Source organism: Longimonas sp., from assembly GCF_046498435.1.
Classification (GTDB): Bacteria; Bacteroidota; Rhodothermia; order Rhodothermales; family Salinibacteraceae; genus Longimonas.
Genome location: NZ_JAWOAR010000195.1, coordinates 1 through 17,935, shown reverse-complemented (window position 1 = coordinate 17,935; position 17,935 = coordinate 1). Strand labels below are relative to the sequence as shown.

17 protein-coding genes are annotated in these 17,935 nt (G+C 58.2%); 7 read left to right on the top strand and 10 right to left on the bottom strand.

Translation table 11 applies throughout. The features are described 5' to 3' along the window. Positions 1–102 precede the first annotated feature (102 nt). The 5 genes from R6U20_RS07385 to R6U20_RS07365 all read left to right on the top strand — a co-directional run bounded on the left by R6U20_RS07385 (position 103) and on the right by R6U20_RS07365 (position 3,683). Positions 103–654: a hypothetical protein gene (locus R6U20_RS07385; RefSeq protein ID WP_410337217.1), complete on the top strand. Its 552-nt coding sequence runs from the start codon at positions 103–105 to the stop codon at positions 652–654. Positions 655–831: 177 nt separating this feature from the next. Then, entirely contained in the window at positions 832–1,764 is a 933-nt protein-coding gene (locus R6U20_RS07380) for a hypothetical protein (protein ID WP_410337216.1), read from the top strand. 380 nt (positions 1,765–2,144) lie between these two features. After that, entirely contained in the window at positions 2,145–2,693 is a 549-nt protein-coding gene (locus R6U20_RS07375; protein WP_410337215.1) for a transposase, read from the top strand. After that, positions 2,680–3,180: a transposase gene (locus tag R6U20_RS07370; protein WP_410337214.1), complete on the top strand. Its 501-nt coding sequence runs from the start codon at positions 2,680–2,682 to the stop codon at positions 3,178–3,180. Before R6U20_RS07375 ends, R6U20_RS07370 begins: the two co-directional genes overlap by 14 nt. 26 nt (positions 3,181–3,206) lie before the next feature. After that, positions 3,207–3,683, top strand: coding sequence for a SecDF P1 head subdomain-containing protein (locus tag R6U20_RS07365; RefSeq protein ID WP_410337213.1), 477 nt, complete (start codon positions 3,207–3,209; stop codon positions 3,681–3,683). Between the two features lie 180 nt (positions 3,684–3,863). On the opposite strand, the gene priA is transcribed toward R6U20_RS07365, so the two are convergent. Next, a complete protein-coding gene (gene priA / locus R6U20_RS07360) occupies positions 3,864–6,329 on the bottom strand; it encodes a primosomal protein N' (RefSeq protein ID WP_410337212.1) in 2,466 nt (821 codons plus the stop codon). 243 nt (positions 6,330–6,572) lie between these two features. Between priA and R6U20_RS07355 the strand changes: the two genes are divergently transcribed. Then, the gene (locus tag R6U20_RS07355) at positions 6,573–8,432 is read left to right on the top strand and encodes an SLC13 family permease (RefSeq protein WP_410337211.1); all 1,860 of its coding nucleotides are present in this window, start codon (positions 6,573–6,575) and stop codon (positions 8,430–8,432) included. A gap of 251 nt (positions 8,433–8,683) precedes the next feature. Here R6U20_RS07355 and R6U20_RS07350 read toward each other — a convergent pair whose 3' ends face one another. The 4 genes from R6U20_RS07350 to R6U20_RS07335 all read right to left on the bottom strand — a co-directional run bounded on the left by R6U20_RS07350 (position 8,684) and on the right by R6U20_RS07335 (position 11,518). After that, positions 8,684–9,880: a TolB family protein gene (locus R6U20_RS07350; protein WP_410337210.1), complete on the bottom strand. Its 1,197-nt coding sequence runs from the start codon at positions 9,878–9,880 to the stop codon at positions 8,684–8,686. A gap of 118 nt (positions 9,881–9,998) precedes the next feature. Then, positions 9,999–10,379 carry a copper-binding protein gene (locus R6U20_RS07345; RefSeq protein ID WP_410337209.1) on the bottom strand — a complete coding sequence of 127 codons (381 nt, stop codon included), beginning with the start codon at positions 10,377–10,379 and terminating at the stop codon, positions 9,999–10,001. An 85-nt stretch (positions 10,380–10,464) separates the two neighbouring features. Next, positions 10,465–10,764 carry a hypothetical protein gene (locus R6U20_RS07340; protein WP_410337208.1) on the bottom strand — a complete coding sequence of 100 codons (300 nt, stop codon included), beginning with the start codon at positions 10,762–10,764 and terminating at the stop codon, positions 10,465–10,467. A 328-nt stretch (positions 10,765–11,092) separates the two neighbouring features. Further along, positions 11,093–11,518 (bottom strand): hypothetical protein, encoded by a 426-nt coding sequence (locus tag R6U20_RS07335; RefSeq protein WP_410337207.1) that lies wholly within the window; start codon positions 11,516–11,518, stop codon positions 11,093–11,095. Between the two features lie 362 nt (positions 11,519–11,880). Here R6U20_RS07335 and R6U20_RS07330 point away from each other — a divergent pair, with 362 nt between their 5' ends. Continuing rightward, positions 11,881–12,672 (top strand): lysophospholipid acyltransferase family protein, encoded by a 792-nt coding sequence (locus tag R6U20_RS07330; RefSeq protein WP_410337206.1) that lies wholly within the window; start codon positions 11,881–11,883, stop codon positions 12,670–12,672. A 35-nt stretch (positions 12,673–12,707) separates the two neighbouring features. Here R6U20_RS07330 and R6U20_RS07325 read toward each other — a convergent pair whose 3' ends face one another. The 5 genes from R6U20_RS07325 to R6U20_RS07305 all read right to left on the bottom strand — a co-directional run. Further along, positions 12,708–14,690 (bottom strand): TonB-dependent receptor plug domain-containing protein, encoded by a 1,983-nt coding sequence (locus R6U20_RS07325; RefSeq protein WP_410337205.1) that lies wholly within the window; start codon positions 14,688–14,690, stop codon positions 12,708–12,710. A gap of 439 nt (positions 14,691–15,129) precedes the next feature. After that, a complete protein-coding gene (locus R6U20_RS07320; protein ID WP_410337204.1) occupies positions 15,130–15,660 on the bottom strand; it encodes a DUF4019 domain-containing protein in 531 nt (176 codons plus the stop codon). 232 nt (positions 15,661–15,892) lie between these two features. Beyond that, positions 15,893–16,582: a flagellar motor protein MotB gene (locus tag R6U20_RS07315; protein WP_410337203.1), complete on the bottom strand. Its 690-nt coding sequence runs from the start codon at positions 16,580–16,582 to the stop codon at positions 15,893–15,895. Positions 16,583–16,629: 47 nt separating this feature from the next. Continuing rightward, the gene (locus R6U20_RS07310; RefSeq protein WP_410337202.1) at positions 16,630–17,541 is read right to left on the bottom strand and encodes a DUF368 domain-containing protein; all 912 of its coding nucleotides are present in this window, start codon (positions 17,539–17,541) and stop codon (positions 16,630–16,632) included. A 31-nt stretch (positions 17,542–17,572) separates the two neighbouring features. Beyond that, on the bottom strand, positions 17,573–17,935 hold a 363-nt coding region (locus tag R6U20_RS07305), incomplete at its 5' end, for a tetratricopeptide repeat protein (protein ID WP_410337201.1).

Below are 17,935 nucleotides of genomic sequence, written 5' to 3'. Positions count from 1 at the left end.
GTAGACGTGGCGTTTTCCGTGCCCCCTCCGGGCTCATTACAAACTGTCCGGTAGTGAGTTTCACGTTAAAAGCGCATCAAGGCACGACAATCAAATCACGTTATGCTTCACCCATTACACAAGGTCGGCATCGGGTGTGTGGTGTTGGCCCTAACCGCTTTGGCCTGGTGGTACTCCGCGGATGGCTCAACCTGGGATGCACCACCCGCCATACATGTTGACGATGTATCGTGGGCTGCCCTTCCTCTCGTTATGGAAGACGAAACCGTAAAGTCGCCTGCCGCCCTCTCGTCTGCTGGAAATACGGGGTCGCCGCGCACTGATCAGATTGTCTTTTTTGTATATCGCCCGCATGACTGCTACACCAATCGGGTCGCGATGGACCGCTGGCATGAACTGGCGGCTTCGCATGAGCAGGTGCAGGCGATCAATGTACTCAAGGAGCGCGGTGCAACGCCTGCCCGGCGCTATCTCTCCGAATTTGCTACGCCGTATCCAACGCGTCTCGACACCGCCGAGTGGTTCAACCACACGCTCGGAGTGGATCGTACCCCGGCGGTCGTGCTGGTTTCGGAAGATGAGACGCCGCGTGTTGTATCGCCCTCGGAGCAGCGATCTGACACCGACCGTCACCAGTTGCTCGATGTGTCATAGGCGCTTGTTTACCAGAGTGATTTAACCTACGCCTTGCGTCCAAAACTTCGTTCCAGACATTGATTCCACACCCATCGGCATGGGGGGCCGGATGGACAGCGCTTCTGTCTGCTCGGTGCCGAAGACGTATCCCTTCCCCATTCTTCGTATTCTCTATCAATTAATCCTCATAAACCGATGAACAAATCATCTTTATCCAGCCGACTGGCGAACTTTTTGAGTTCAGCGTTTTTGGTGATGAGCCTTGTTTTTGCTGCAAGCATTTTCGTGGCTTGTGAACAAGAATCGTTAACCAGCTCTGAAGAAAAATATGATTCTCGTCATCCTGGCCAATCTGAAAGTGTCAGACAGCCAGTGGGTGCCAACGCGAGTGTAGACAGCTTAAAACACATCAGCGAGGTTCTTTCGTTACGAAATGATAGCACTACGACCGAGGCCTCAATCATTATGGATTTCTTCCCTGAAGAAAAGCATAGCGTGTTCTTTCAACGGCAGGGAAGTACTGTGACCTATGCTTCCGAATCGGATAATACCATGTTTGAAATGACAATTAACAACTCAAATGGAGAAACTCATATTACCCTCGACGGGGAAAATTTTTACATTCCACCATTCCAAAATATATCTGAAAGTGATGCTGATCAATTAAAAGAAAACTTAAAGTCAAATATCGATATTGAAAAAGTAGAAAAAATAGTTTTCGCTATTCATGAAGTCAGGATGCAGACAAGGTACCGTTCTAGCTCGGACCCCAGACTGAACACTAAGTTTGATATTGAGGCAAATGCAAGTATTAGTCGCGATGACTTGCAACTAGACGAAAATATGAGCAGTGGACAAGATGTAGAGCCTCAATCTGGGTATGGTTGGAATTACAGTTCGTTTATATGTTGCGCATATTATAATCATGAATCTTTTGGTAGTGCTTTTGGCCCTACTCCTGGAATAGCATATAACAATGCTTATGAAAGCATACAATTTTGGTGTGGTTGTTTTTATTGCCTTGGGTGTGTTTCGTATATCGGACCTGATGTTTATTCGATATTCGGAGGTTGGTATTACTTTGCTGAGGGGTGTGGCCAGAAATGCTATGAGTGTGCATATTGCTAATCGGTTTCAGGCGATCCGTCCTATCTTGTCACCTAAGGGTGACTGTTTAGAGTATCTTGAGAACCGTCCGGGATGCCCGCTCCGCCCCTGATACCGAGCTAAGGTCGCAGCCCATAGCCGGGGACCACTTGCATACCCGGTGGTCTTTGAGGCCAGTTGCCATCAGTACCGCACGTGTCCTGGGCAGTGAAACACTAGACGAGTACTACCAAAGAACAACCCTAAAAAAATATAACTTAATATGTGTAGAGCAAAATCAATAAATAAATTTTGGCTCATGTTAGCTCGCGGCTGAACAATTTTGGCTTAGATCTTTGCAAGGCTATAGCCAACGTGTTTTCATCGATGTGTTTCCAAGAACAAGCGCTTTGCCCGCTACAATGATTGGCTTCCCGATTGATGAGCTTCTGAGCGAGGACGAGTGTTATCAGTATCTGAAGCGGTCGCTTCACCCGGAGGGACTGTCCTGTCCGAACGGGCATGCCCTGCCTGACGACCAGGCTCCCCACGACCGCCGCCGGGCCCCGGTGTTGGACTACCGATGCCGGGAATGTGGGTCGGTGTTCAACATCTTCACCGGTACGGTATGGTCAAAGACGCAGTACGACTGCGCCACCATTGTGATGCTTCTTCGAGGATTTGCAAAGGGGATTCCGACCAAATGGCTGACCGATGAAATGGATTTGGCGTACCCGTCCGTGCTGAAGCGACGCCATCGGATTCAAGAGGCGGTTCAGAACGGAGAACGCGTCGGGCTTCCTGAAAGGCTTCCTGAAGGGCTTTCTGAAAGACGTCCAGAAGGACCAGAAGAGGATTCAGAAGAGGGAGCTGAACCCTCGGATCAGGAAGTTGAAGTCGATGAAATGTACTCCGCAGAAATCTCTGCGGCTGCGGGGGAAAAAAGGAGATCCGCACTTGGATCCCGATGATCCTCCCCGTCAGAGGGCAAATAAGCAACGCGGACGAGGAACGTATGCCAATGACTGTGTACCGATTGTCGGGCTGGTCAGTCGTGAGACCGGATCGGCCCGCTTCCAGGTCTGCCCCGACACAACAACAGCAACGCTCCAGGAGGTCGTTACTGAAGAGACTGGTGAAAAGGCACTCATTTACACCGATGAAAACCGCTCCTATCTCTGGCTTGAAGATGACGAGGAACCGCGAGAACGGATGGCGATCAACCACTCCACTGGTTGGGCGGCCGACCGGGACGGGGATGGAATTCGAGAGGTGCATGTGAACACAATCGAAGGCATTTGGACCAGCTTACGGAACCGACTTCGGCTGTTTCGAGGCGTACACAAAGACTACCTGTCCGGGTATATTGCAATGTTTGAGTTAGCCTTCAACCACGACCACGTGAGTCCAGATATCCTACAGCGGATGTGTGGACTGCAAGCCGCACCACAGACTTAACATGAGCCTAAATTTTTAATCTAATTATGGTATATACTTTTGTTATTGCAATGTTACTTATGTCCTTGCCGGAACCCGTACATGCAATGTCCTCCAATCCGGACTCCTCGGATATTGCGATTCACATCCATGAAGCAAGTGCCGAGGAGCAGTCTGATTACAGCCCAATCAATATAGAGGGGCCTGATGGTACCTCGGAAGCCTTTTGGGTAGGAGATTCCGTGATGACGATTGCGCCGAGCCAAGTGCAAAAGCTTACAGTAGAGACAGATAATTCTGGAAGACATCGTTTCGTCGTTCATGTAGATGACGAAACTGAGCAGGAATTTACGGCTGTTACTCGAGACGCGGAAGGGAGGCATCTGGCATTTAGGCTCGATGAGGAGTTCTTCATGGCTCCTCAGATATTTGAACCAATAAGAGGTGGTAGAATAGTGCTTTTTAACGTTCCGGGTGATCTACTGGGCCGGTTTACAGAAGAAGTCTGGGAGATTCATCAATGATACGAAATATGGCTGCAGCATTGCAGTATAGCTTCTCGGCAGGGCATCGGATTTACTTCGATAGTTGGTTTACAGCCTCGTGTGGAGATGAATGGGTGGACGGGTGGAAGAAAGCATGTTGTTCATCCGACCATTCACGCTTCCATACCTTCATCCCCAACGGAGCATGCGGAGTTGGTATCACAACAAATCCAGCGCATCCATGTCAATCGATACGTAGTGGTTGGCGGGCGGACTACCATAGGCATCGCGGGCGTGGCGGAGGGCGCGTTGCAAGACCCCAGGTCCGGCGGTGGTCTTCAGGATGGTGCGGTATCGGAAGTAGCGCTGCACGCGCTGGATAAACGCCGGATTCGGTCCCAGAATGTCAATGCCATCGCTGCGCTCCTGGAGGCCACGCGTCCATTGTGTGGCGAGGTGCTCGGCATCTTCCTGCTTGGGCGCGCGAAACTCGACCGAAGCCACGTTGCCAAACGGCGGATACCGCAAGGCCTTGCGCTCAGCCAGTGCGTGCTCGGCGAACGCGTCGTAGTTGTGCGTCTGCGCAAACTGGAGGGCCGCATGGTCAGGGTTGCGGGTTTGCAGCATAACCGTGCCCGCGAGATCAGCACGTCCGGCGCGGCCTGCGACCTGGGTGAGGAGCTGAAACGTGCGTTCTTCGGCACGGAAGTCCGGGAAGAGCATCCCCACATCCGCATCCACCACGCCCACCAGCGTAACCCGCGCAAAGTCGAGGCCCTTCGCGATCATCTGCGTGCCGAGTAAGATGTCGCCCTCCTCTCGGAACGCACTCAACAGTGCATGGTGCGCGCCCTTCTGCCGGGTGGTGTCGCGGTCCATGCGCAGGACCGTGGCCTGGGGCAGTTCGCGGGACAGCGTCTCCTCCACGCGCTGCGTGCCGGTGCCAATGCGCTGCAGGTCGTCGGATCCGCACGACGGGCAGTGCGAGGGCGTGCGGCGGGTGTGGCCGCAGTAGTGGCAGCGCAACTGGCGCCCGTGGCTGTGCTCGGTGAGCGATACGGAGCAGTCGGTGCAGTGCGGCACCCAGCCGCAGTCGGCGCACTCGATGACGGGTGCATAGCCCCGCCGGTTTTGCAACAGCAGCACCTGCTCATCGCGGTCGATCCGGGTGTGGATCGCCTCAAGTAGCGGATCCGACAGCGGTCCGTTCAGCTGATGCTTCTTGCGCTGCTTCGTGAGGTCGAGGATCTCCACCTCGGGCAGTTGCGCCACGGTGCCGTCGGATGTGGGCACGCGCTCGGGCATCGACAGGCGGGTGTACTTGCCGCGCCGCGCGTTCATGGTGCTCTCCAGACTGGGCGTAGCCGAGCCCAAGACGCACACGGCATCGTTCATGTGGGCGCGCATCACGGCCACGTCGCGGGCGTGGTAGCGGGGGGCCGGATCGAACTGCTTGTACGAGGCTTCGTGCTCCTCATCCACCACAATGAGGCCCAGGTTGTCGAGCGGAGCCAGCACCGCCGAGCGCGGGCCAATCACGATCTGCTTGCGTCCGTCGCGCAGCGCCTGCCACGTGTCGAAGCGCTCGCCCGCGCTCATCTGCGAGTGCAGCACCGCCACCGTATCGCCCACGTGCGCTCGAAAGCGCTGCACCGTCTGCGGCGTGAGGGCAATCTCGGGCACCAGAATAATCGCACTGCGTCCGGCCTCAACCACCTGCTTCAGCGCAGCGATGTACACCTCCGTTTTGCCGCTCCCGGTGATGCCGTGCAGCAGAAACGTATGGTAGGAGGCGTCGGCAATCTTCGCCTTGAGGGCATCCAGCGCCTCCTGCTGAGCCGCATGCAGCGTGTGGTTGGGCGGATCGCCCGGCGGGGGCAGGTCGCTCAACGGCGAGCGATGCACGCGCTCTTCGGTGCGCTCCACCAGTCCCTTCTCCACCAGGCTGTGGATGGTGCTGTACGGCGCATCGAGCGCATCCACGAGGTCGGCCTGCCGCACGGGAGCGCGGCGCTGTTCGTGGGCGGTGGCCAGCGTGCGCATCACAGCTTTCTGCTTGTCGCCACGCAGCGACTCGGCAGCATCGCGGGCGGCACTTCTGGATTGAAACGGCCCCGCCAGTTGTAAGTGAGTTTCGGTTTTGGCGGATACAGAGGGATCGCTCAAGGTGGTCGTCAGTCGCAGCAGTCCAGCATCGGCCCAGTCTCGGATGCGTTGTAGCGAAACCGATAGGCCCAGCCGTTTCCGCATGGCACTCAGCGTAGTCGAGTCGTGCTCCGCCAGGTCGCGCCGCACGGACTGCGCGTCGTCATCGTCGGGCCAGGCGGCGGCCTCCGCCTCCTCCAGTGCCAGCCGCCGCTCGGTCTGCACCGTGAACCCGGCGGGCAGCGCCGCCTTCAGCGCCTCGCCCCAGCTGCACACGTAATAATCGGCAATCCAGCGCGTCAGGCGCAGCAGTTCGGGCGGACAGGTCGGCCGCTCATCGAGCACATCGTTGAGGGGGCGGAGCCGGAAGTCCACGTCGTCGGGATCGGGGCCCTCGCCCGTGATGACGCCCGTGAGGCGGCGTCCGCGAAACGGCACCAGCACGCGGCAGCCGGGCCGGGCATCGGCCTCCAGCGCAGGCGGCACGGCGTACGAGAACACCTGATCGAGCGGAAGCGGCAGGACGACGTTGACGGTCATGCGAGGGAAGTTCAGCGAAACGGGAGAGCGAGCCGGTGTAGCGCGTACGCCCTAACCCGCATGGATATGAGAAGTTGACGGCCTCTGCCATGATCCCCCTCGCGATTGCCAGCAATCGTAATAGGTTCTTGACGATGAAACGACATTTTTGCGCTCTGCATTTCGGATACGCATTATGTTGCAATATGCGTATGTTACAGAATAGGCTTCTCTGTCTTCTACCGCTAAGTCAGGTCCTGGTGCATGGTCGCTTTGTTTGAGATGAGTGGGCTTTTGTTGCAGGCTCCGGCAGCAGAGCTTGCGTTGAATATGGATATGCTGGTGGTCTTTGGCATCATTGCCGTAGCGCTCGTGCTGTTTGTGACCGAGGCGTTGCCACTCGACATTACAGCCACGGGGGTGCTGGTTGCACTTATCGTGTTGGAGCCGTGGACGCAGATCGGTCCGCAGGAAGGGCTCATGGGGTTTGCGAACCCGGCTACAATCACGGTGCTGGCCATGTTTATCCTGAGTGAGGGCGTGCGGCGCACCGGGTTCATTCAGTGGCTGGGCGATAAGTTTGTTGAGTGGGGGGGAGACAGTTCGCCCAAGCAGTTTGCGATGCTGACGGGGCTCTCGGGGAGCGCAGCGGGCATGATCAACAACACCCCGGTGGTCGCCATGATGATTCCGATGGCGAACGACATCGCGAAAAAGACGAAGACCTCGCCCTCGAAATATCTCATGCCCATCTCGTTCATCTCTATGATTGGCGGGATGCTTACCGTGATTGGCACCTCGACGAACCTGCTGGCCAGCGACATTTCGGGGCGGCTCATCGACCGGTCGTTTACGATGTTTGAGTTCACCCATCTGGGGGCTATCCTGCTGGTGATCGGCTTTCTCTACCTGTTCTTTGTGGCACGCCATCTGATTCCCGAGCGCATCAAACCGGAAGAGGATCTGGCCAAGGGTTTTGAGATGGACCAGTATCTGACCGAGGTTTCGGTGCGCGAAGGGTCCGATTTGGAGGGAAAAACCGTGCGCGAGGTCGTGCGGGCGCTGAGCCTCGATGCCGACATTATCCACCTGGTCCGGGAAGGCGAAAAGTTTGCCCAGCCGCTGGCCCGGAAGGAGGTGCGGGCCAATGACCGCCTCATGATTCGGACCGACCGCAATACGTTGCTGGAATTGTTGGATCAGGAAAGTCTGCACATTGCGCCCACCACCGCCGGACTTACCGATAGCCGCGAGGTCGATCCGCAGGCGCCGCGCCGATTGGTGGAAGTCGTCATGCTGCCCGATACCGATCTCATGGGCGAAACCATTGGCTCGCTGCGGTTCGAGGAGCGCTACGAAGCCAACGTGCTCGCCATTCGCCGTGGGCGCGAGGTGGTGCACGACCATCTGCCGCAGTTCAAGCTGCGCGGAGGCGACTCGTTGCTGGTGTTTGCCTCCGACCAGGCGTTTAAGCAGCTGAGTCAGGACCGGCGCTTTATCGTCACGCGAGAAGAGGAACCGCCAAAGTTTCGAGCCGCAAAGATGCCGATCGCACTGGGGATTGTCCTAGCCGTCGTGGGCCTGGCCGGAGCGGGCGTGCTGTCCATTCTCGTGACGTCGCTCATGGGGATGCTTGCAATGGTGGCCACCGGATGTCTGCGGCCCAACGAAGTATACGATGCGGTCGATTGGCCTGTCATCTTTCTGCTGGCAGGGATGATCCCGCTGGGTACCGCTATGGAAGAAACTGGCGGGGCGCAGTACCTGGCCGGGTACGTCGTGCAGATGGCCGATGTGCTTCCAGGGTTAGCCCTTCTGTTTGTGTTTTATGTGTTTACAGCGCTTATTACCCAGGTGGTGAGCAACAATGCGAGCGTTGTGCTCATGCTCCCCGTCGCCGTTGACACCGCCCTTCTCATCGACGCCGATCCGTTTTCGTTTGTGTTGGCCGTAACCTTTGCTGCCAGCACCGCGATGCTCACCCCCATTGGCTACCAGACCAACCTGATGGTGTATGGTCCGGGCGGGTATACCTTTGGCGACTTCTTTCGGATCGGGGCCCCGCTTCAGCTCATCCTGGCTGTAGCCACAGCGCTTGGTATCTATGTGTTCTGGGGTGTGTGAGAAGAACTGCTTTTGGAGAGGACGCGCGGAATCCCCAGAGCCCGAGGGTAGGAATGGATAATAGAAGGCATATCCTTCTGCGCGATACTGGAGTCACGCATCGTCTGGATGCGCCTGCCCCGTATCTTTCATGCGCGTAGCCTTTGTACTGGATGTTCCTTTCTGTTGAGCGGATGGCTGAGCAGGCCCAGCATGTGCGTAAGCATCTGACGTATCGGCCGCGTGCGCTTCGCATGACCTGTGACACAGCACTACTCTTGGTTGTTGGCAGCATCGGCGGGCCAGGCGCCAACGAGTGTGGTTTCCTCGGGCAGCGTGTGGAGCGGCGATCCGTTCAAGTCGAGGAGGGTGAGTCCGTCGTTGGTTGGCACGACGAGCGTTTGATCATCGACCCAGCCCCAGGCGGGGCCGGTGGTGGGTTGAAGCAGTTCGGTGGATCCGGCCTGGTGGACGGCGGCTTGCAGGCGGTCGTTGGTGGCCAGTGTGAAGGCGACGGCATCGCCGGTGGGCGACCAGTGCGGGTGTTGCTGGGCGCCTTCGGGGGCGTTGGCGGGCGGGATAAGGAACGTGGTTTCTTCGGATTCGGTGTCGGAGATTACGATGCGCCGGGCGTTCTCTTCGCGAACGCTTACGGCCAGTTCGGCGCCTTCGGGTGCCCAGGTGGCATGACGCGGAGCCCGGTCGTTGCCAAAGAGGCGCGTTTCCTGTGTACCATCGGCGCTGCTTACGTACAGGCTGGAATCGGGCTCGTAGGCATTGGATGAGCGGTCGTATTCGAGCTGCCGGTAGATATAGGCCAGCCGGGTGCGCGAGGCGTCATACTGCATGTGGTGATGCCGGCGAATGTCGAGGGTGGCCTCGGTGGCACAGCCGTCGGCCGCTACGAGGTAGAGGTTCTCGTCATTGCGAACGGAGAGTTGCGCATCTGAGAGCCAGGCCAGCACTTCGGTAGAGGCGCCACATCCAACGGGCTCGGTGGTGCCGTCTTCGGCAATGCGAATGGTGCCGGAGCCTCGGTTCCCGTCATCGGTGGGGGTGTACACGCCGTAGGCAAAGGCGTCGCGTTCGGGATGCCAGGCTATTGAATAGGTGGCCGGAGCGGCCTGTGCATCCACCTGTTCGATGCGTTCATCGCCCAGGGTATAGCGCGCCAGGTGCACCGAGTCGGGCGTGGCATAGGTGAAGGCCACGGCGTTGTGGGCGGGCGCAGCTTCGTGCTGCACCACATCGGAAACGTCCGGTTGCAGCGCGTGCCGTTCGTCGGTCTGCAGGTGGTGCAGATGCAACGTGTCGTTGGCGTGCGTCAGAAGCGTATAGGCTGGCCCGGATGCCTCCTCGGATGGGTCATCTGTTTCGGAGGCGGGTTCAGACGAGGAGCAGTGCAGGTTCAAGGTAGCGGCGCCTACAACCAGCAGGAGTAGGCAGGCAGACGAACAAAAGCGGCGCATAAGCGGCGTACGCAGGCAAACGAGGCAGAACAGAGGATCTCAACATAGCCATTGGTATCCACAAAAGAGAAAAGAACGGCTGAAAATAGGCAGATGGACCAGTGGGCCTGCCGATAGGCTATGGTTTGGGGGTGACCTCAATGATCTCAGGGACGCCGCCGTCGGCTTCGAACGTGAAGTCAATGCGCTGGCCCGATTCGATATCTTGAACGAGCGACGTGTCGGACACAGCAAACGACATGGTCATCGCCTCCATGTAGCCCGGAATGCGTTCATGGTTGATGCGCATGTAGGAGCGGTCGCCTGTGATGGACTCGACCGTGCCGGTAGCTTCTTGAACCGATGCCGAGTCGGATGTCGCAGTATCGGCAGGGGAGGTGGTGTCAGGAGCAGACTGCTCGGTGGAAGACGGGGCGCTGGCATCAGTGTCTGCGTCGCGTTCGGTGCCACCGCAGGCGGCGAGCGTCGTCGCAAGCAAGAGCATAAGAAGGAGGCGCATAAGAAGCGGGTACAGTCAAGTTAAGACGATGAACGAAGGCGTTCGGTGGCGACTGGGGCTTTTTAGGGCACAGCGTCAGAACACGTCAGAACACGCGGGGCCATTCGCCGGAGCCGTCGTCGAGGTCAATACGACTGGGAACGAGCACCCCTTTCGAGCGGAACTGCCCGGTTACGCGTACGCGATCGCCCATGTGGGTCCGCACCATCTGTGGGACCGCCACAAGAATCCAGGTGGCATCCCCAGAATCTCTGTCCTCTTTAACGAGGGCTGCGGGCGCTCCTTGTTCTACAAACTGACCGGAACAGTCAAACGTGCCTGCCTGATTGAGGGCGGTTTCGAGGCCGAGCTCTTCTTTTTTCTGGCTGAAGCACTGTGCATCCATGAGTGTGCCAACGGCAACCAATGTATCCCCTGGAACGGGAGAGCGCTCGCTGTCTGAGGCTGATCCGCCAGAGTTTGAGCCGCAAGCGCTAAGTAGCAGTCCGGCTCCTAAGACATATAGAAAAACGCTCCAGAACGGGAGGCAAGACCGGAAACGAGGAAAGAATAAATGCATCGTTTAGGAACGGGTACGTGGAAGCCTACGAAACCAGTGCGGTCTTGCCACACAACGTCATTCTGCATCCCCCTACGCAAGTGGGATAAAGGCAGGAGCTGTGTCGCGCAAGACCGCATGTGGAGCGTTATGCCGGTGCAGTACTGAGCGCAGGTTACATCATGACTTGGATGTCAACCTCTTCCCAGCTACCATCTTCGTTTTGGACCTCAAACGTTTCGGGGATGATGCCGCCGTTCAGCGCCATGTTGCCCGTGGCCCGGACTTCCTTGGCCATGTGATCGGCCAGCTGGCCAGCGGGAGCTAAAATGACGTATGTATCGGCGCCTGCTTCGCCATCTTCAAGAATGGCGGCGGGAATGCCCATGTTTGCACAGGCCGTGGCGCACTGCTCAATGGTCTGCATTTCGTCGTCCGGGGTTTTGACGACGTGCTCGTTTTCCACGTTTTCTTGATTCATGCCGTAGCAGCGCGTGTCGACAAGCGTGCCCTGAACGGTTGTTGTGGGTGAGGGCGCAAATGCGGCGACGACGAAAGCAATAAGGGTAAGACTTCCAAGGGGAGCTAAAAAGCGTTTCATAGCAGTTTGTTGGTCGGTGGTAGTAACTGAGAAAAAGGCTTCGGCTCGGCGATGCGTACCTGCTCATTCGACAGGCATCCACAAGAAAACGCCTTCCGATGCGAGTGTGCGTTTCATGTAAAGTGAAAACGTTACAGATATCAGAAGTCAAGAAAGGGCGCGTGTACCGTAGCGATATGAAACGGCTGCGTTACCCTCGATACGGCTTCGCATAGACAAGGAGATCGGTGCAGAAAGACGGTAGGCGCACGGGGCCGATGGGAAACGGAGCGCCAGGTTTAGCATAGAGAAAGACCCACGCGCTGTGAGCGTCTGGCAATTGTTGGTATCGTGTCTGGCTTTGCTACTTTCTGGTGTTGGCTATGCGCACCTTGCTCCGTTACATCGGGTCGGCTATTTTTCTCTTGTTTATTGTCCTTACGTGTATCCTTTTTTATGGGGGGGCCCTAGTGGTGTGGGCGATTACGAAGCCGTTCGACCCTCGCCTGAAGTGGCTGCACCTCTATTCGTCGTTCTGGGCATCGTTTTACCTGTGGACGAACCCGCTGTGGTCAGTGACGGTGGAGGGGCGCAAGCATGTACGCTCCGATCAACCGTACGTGATCGTATCTAACCACCAGTCGGCGCTCGATATTCTGGTGGCGTTTCGGCTGTTTATCCCGTTTAAGTGGGTGTCGAAGATCGAGATCTTCAAGGTGCCTATTCTGGGGTGGAATATGCGGATGAACGAGTATGTGGCGCTGCGGCGTGGTGATAGCAAGAGCATTGAGCAGATGATGGAGGCGTGCCGTACGCACCTGCGCAATGGGAGCAGCGTGTTCATTTTTCCAGAAGGCACGCGCTCGCGCACCGGCGAGCTACGGCGGTTTAAGCATGGGGCGTTTACGCTGGCGAAGCAGATGGATGTGCCCATTCTACCCGTGGCCATTAGCGGAACGAGCAACGCGCTGCCCAAGAAGAGCATGATGCTACAGGGCGCGCACGATATGCACATCCAGGTGCTGCCCGAGATTCCGCCCGAGCAGTTTGCGGATATGGAGGCGAACGAATTGGCCGCCGAGGTCCGCGATGAGATCGCTCCGCATGTGCCCGAGCATCAGGCGGCTAAGCAGGTGGCCCCATTGCCAGAGCGGGAGTCGAAAGAGGTGGTGTGAATGGTGCCATGTGATGCACGTGGTCCACATCCGCTTTACAGATCAACCGATAGTCCAAGCAGCCACCAGCGTTCAGGCATGGGGGCGTTAAAGACTTCGCTGTACTGGCGGTCGAAAATGTTGCGCACCTCAAACGAAACGGTGGCCGCAGAGTCCAGCGCATCGATTGTGTAAAACAGGCGGGCGTTTGTTACGCTGTAGGAGAGATTCGCAGGCTCGGGTGCATCGAGGCGCTCCTTCCACTGCGTTTGCAAGCTTCCGCCCACAGCACCCCACTGTATGCGTGCCGTGCCTTGCACGTGGTGGCGTGCGGCGGTTGCGGCGTAGGTGTAGAGCACGCCCTCGCCCACATCGCCAAGCGAGGCATCGAGCCCGGTGTAGGCGAGTGTCCATGCGGCGTGGCCGTTTGCGCCCCACGACTGCTGCCAGCGCGTTTCGGCTTCGATGCCGTAGGTATCCACCGAAAGCACGTTGCGCGACCGAAACAGCTCTTCGCCAGGCGACTGCGCAAAGTCGATGAGTCCATCGGTAGCGCGCGCAAAGCCCGTAACGTGCAAGGCAAGTGCTCGCGTGGGATAAAGGTCAGCACCCACTTCGTACGACCAGGCGCGCTCGGCCCGCAGGTTGGGCGTACCCACGCTGCCATCGGGAGGCGAATCGAGTTCGGTGTTGTAGTAGCGCTCCACATAATTTGGGGCCCGCACAGCGCGTCCGGCCCCAGCGCGGAGCGTGTAGCGAGGCGTTGACCAGGCCGCGTAGAACTGCGGCGTCAACTCGGTGCCAAAGGCGTGGTCGGCATCCAAGCGCAGGCTGCCGGTAAGGGTAAGCGGCTCGGTGGGCGACCAGCGCAGTCGGGTGAAGGCCCCACCGGCTTCATCGGCATGATCGCCGAGGTTGTTCGAATCGATGCTGCGCGCTTGTCCCGACACGCCGCCGCTAAGCTGCCAGCGGTCGCTCAAGGTGTGCTGAATCTGCCCGTGGGCGGTGAGCAGACGGCTGGTGTGTTCGTTGGGTGGGGTGCTTGGCGTAAAGCGGTAGCTATCTCCGTGCTGTTTCGCAGCGATTTGCCCGCGCAGTTGGGTGGATGCAGACAGGCGTCCCTGATACCGCGTTTGGGTCCAGTACGTCGAGGTCGACTCGCGGGCGTTGTCGGAGGGCAGGCTGGTGTAGAACTGATACGCGGTAAACCGCCGGTCGTCGATCCCAGCGCGGGTGAAGAGCGAGTGGCCCTCACCCAGGCGTTGCGTCCACGCCAGTGAACCGGCTGTGCGTCGGAAGTCGGTGCGCACGCGCCCCTCGTTATCGGTAACTGGCTCGCCGTTGGGTGTGCTGATGGGCTGGCCGTCGCTTCCTTGCGTGGCGAAGGAGGCACTCACGAATGTGCCACCCCGGGCCAGGCGCGCGGTGCCCTCCACATCGTACAGGCCGTGGCGGCCCACCTGGGCCTGGGCGCTGGCGTTCGCATCGGAGCCCGTGGGGGCGCCCTGTTCCTGGTGGAGGCCCGCATGCGTAAAGAGCTGCACCACACCGCCGAGTGCATCGGGGCCGTACAGGGCCGAGGCCGGGCCGCGCAGTACCTCAATCCGGGCAATCTCGCGCATGGGTACCGGCATATCAGCAAGGAAATGCCCGGTCATTGGGTCGTTAATGCGGGCGCCATCCAGCAGCACAAGCACGCCGTTGAAGGTGGAGCCGCGCATGGTGATGTCGCTCTGCACGCCAAACCCGCTACGGCTCTGCACATCCACCCCGCTCACCGTGCGCAGTAGCTCATCGTACGAAGAGGCAGGAAGCGCCTCGATCTCCTCCTGCGTCCACACCGACACGCGGCGTCCCGATTGGGCGGCAGGTTCGGCAATGCGGGATGCGGTAACAACCACCGTATCGGGAATGGCTACGGCCATGGCAACATCGGTTGTATCCGACGAGGCCGCCTGTTGAATAGCTGTGGCAAAGCTTGCATGAGGCAGGAGCAAGCAGGTCACCCACACGCCAACAATGGAGAGCGTGATGCGCATGCGTCTGTAGGGTTGGGGACGAGATCGATCGAACACGACGTAATATAGGATGCGCCGCGGGTCGATCTCAATTCCGCGGCATCGGGTTTGCGTGCTGTTCACCTGGTGCTACTGATACCAAAATCCGGTTGCAGCATTGCGGTATTGCTACGCTACGGAGCACCGGATGTACTTCGACAGTCGGCCTCGTGTGGGGATGAATGGGTGGACGGGGGAAGGACGGACGTTTTTTTTCAGCCGCCCGTTTACGCTTCTCATTCCTCCCCAACAGAGCATGCGGAGTTGGTATGAGAAGGGGGGGACATAAAGAAGGGGACAAACGCGCCGCGCGGCCTGTGCCGAAAAGGCAACAGGCCGCGCGGAGAGTAATCACAACGGGCGTACGGAGGCTAAAAAGCGCTCCGTAGGTCCGCTGTCAATCCTTAGGAGCTTGATGGCATCAGTTATTCGGGGGTTCCTGAGGAGGCTGCTCCGAGGGCGGCTCCTCAGACGGTGGTTGCTGGGAAGGCGGCGCCTGTTGTTGGGCTGCCGGGCGCATGGTGTATCCTGCAACTTTCCACTCACCATCTTCTTTGGTGGTGGCTACAATTTCCATAAGCTGTTGGTCAAGGTCTGATGGAGTGGCTTCGTACTGCATGATGACGTACTCCCCTTCTGGCAGGTCAGGAATGTCTTCCTGGTATTGCCCCCCCATGAAGTTGCGCTCTTCAATGTCACCTACCTGATCATTGATATCTTCAGACTGGGACGTCCATTCTTCCTGGCTGACCTCGTCTTGAAGGAGGGTGGCCGCTTCGTCCCAGCTTTCGCCGAACGATCCGGCATCAGTAAGCTCAAGCCATTCTTCTGCGGCTTCGCGAGCTTCCTCAACCGCTTCAGGGTTTTCGGGGCTTTGCTGCTGTTGGGGCATGTTCTGAGCCTCGGCAGGAGCTGCCCATACAAGGACAGCACCCAGCAGCAGAAGACTCATGATACGCGATAACGTGTTCATAACGTATGCCAATCAAGGATAAAGGAGTCGATACAAGCAACTCAGGTGCACAGGGTGCACAGAAGAGCATGCTTGCTGCCTGTGTAGGGGGGCACGTCAGACACCAAAACTTGTTTGCGAAATGTTGTTGAAAGAGCGCGACAAATCAATGTTGTTGCACTTTGTAGCGTAGCCAGGGGGAGTTTCATGCTGCGTTGCGGCAGCTACACGCTTACCACGACAGTTCGTATGGATGCGGCACCTGGTGTCTGGGAGGCAACACCATAATGCGGATACGCCGGTTGCGTGCTTGTCCGGAGCGGGTTTCGTTGGAGGCCACCGGTTGGGCGGCTCCTAATGCCACGGCCCGAAAATCTGCCGCATCGCGATCGCTCAAATCCACAAGCAGGTCAACCACCGCAGCTGCCCGCCCTGCTGAAAGTGCCCGCCCCGAAGCATAGCTGCTATCTGCAGGCGGCTGGTTATCGGTGTGAGCTTCTACGCGAATGATGCGGTTGCGATAGGTCGTGCGCAGACGAGCGGCTATGGTGCGCAGGCGGTCGCGTGCGTCATCAGTAAGACGTGTGGAACCCGGCTCGAAGAGCGAATCGGTCGCGAGCGTTTCGATGGACTGCCCGCCTTCGCGAAGGAGGGTCACTTCGTAGGCCAGGCGTGTGAGGTCGTCTTGGATGGCACGTTGTTCACGCCGGTACTGCCCCGACTGAATGTCGTCATAGAACTGGAGGGAGTCCGATAGCTGGCGCACGCGGGCAGAGAGGCGCTCGTTGGCGGTGCGCAACGAATCGACGAGCGACGCTGTGGAGGGCGCATTAACAGAGGATGATGACGAGGCACACCCGCTAAACGTACTGAACCCCAGGCAGAGCAGGCTTACTGTAAGCAGGGTAGCGGTTCGCATCATACCAGACAGCGGAGCAGGCAACGGAGCGCAAGACGCGTACAGTGCCGTTACGACGAGTGCGATTCAACGAATGTATCCGAAGCAGTGGAACGGCGCTGCCCCCACCAAATGAGTAGCCCAATGAATGCGGCACCACTTAGGGCCAGGCCTATGACCATGCCTACAGGATCGCCGTCGGTGGGCCAGCGCAGGCTGCGGTCGGGAGCAAGAAACGGCCACAAGGCCCGCAGCGCCCCTGCAATGAGTCCAATGAGCACCGCCATGGTAGCATTGTAATGGTACGTTAGCAGGTAGTGCAGAACGCGCGCGAATCCGCCCAGCCCGACTACAGCGCCTGCTGCAAAAGTTGTAAGATAGACCAGGTTCTGCTGGTTGATGGCATCGAGGGTCGGTGCATATAGGCCAAACACCTCAAGCAGAAAGGCGCCGCTTACGCCGGGCACGATCATGGCGCAGATGGCCACAGCAGCAGTAGCAAACACCCGAAAGAGCGAGGGCGTACTTCCGTCGGCTGTAGGAAGTCCGGCAAGCAAAAAGGCCACCACGGCAGCGCCTATTGCCAGGCCCACGTATGAACGCTTCCAGTGTGAGATGCGCATGGCAGGGATAGCAAGTGAGGCCCCGACCAGTCCCAAAAAGAGGCCGCGCATAGAGGCAGGATAAGCCTCCATAAGAGGAGGTAAGATGCGAGCACCAAGCAGAATAGCACCTCCGATACCTACAGCCAGTGGAAGTATCAGCGCCAGATGCATCTGTTTCAGATGGAGGCGCGCTCGTTGCCAGCGCCCTTGTACCAGAGCCACCAGCATCGACGTAGCAGCATGAAGCGCCTGAATAATAGCCTCATAGACGCCCACGATGAGCGCGATGGTACCGCCACTCACGCCAGGAATGATGTCGGCCGCTCCCATGAGGGTGCCTGCACCCAGACCTCGAAAAAACGTACGCAACCGCGACATAGAGAACATCGAAAAGCAAAAAAGCAGGATATTAGGCCCGGTCGAGCCCCAGGCGTCGGCGTACGTAGTCGTCGCGATACAGATCGGGATAGGCGTTGCGAAACTCGCTTTTCTTGGAGGGGTCGAGCCGAAACGCCGTTTTTAGTGCGCGAATGCTCTCATCGGTGCGACCCACCGCCAAGAGGGCTTTGGCTTGATGGAAATACGCATTGGCAGCATGCGGTGTAAGCGACTGGGCGGTACGGTAGGCGTTGAGGGCTTCCTCTGCTTCTCCGAGCTGGAAAAGCGTTTCGGCATACCCGAGCCAGGTGCGGCTGTCTGTATCGTTGAGCTGAAGGGCCGTGCGATAGGCCATGAGCGCCTCGTCGAATGCATGGAGCTGAAAAGCCGTGTC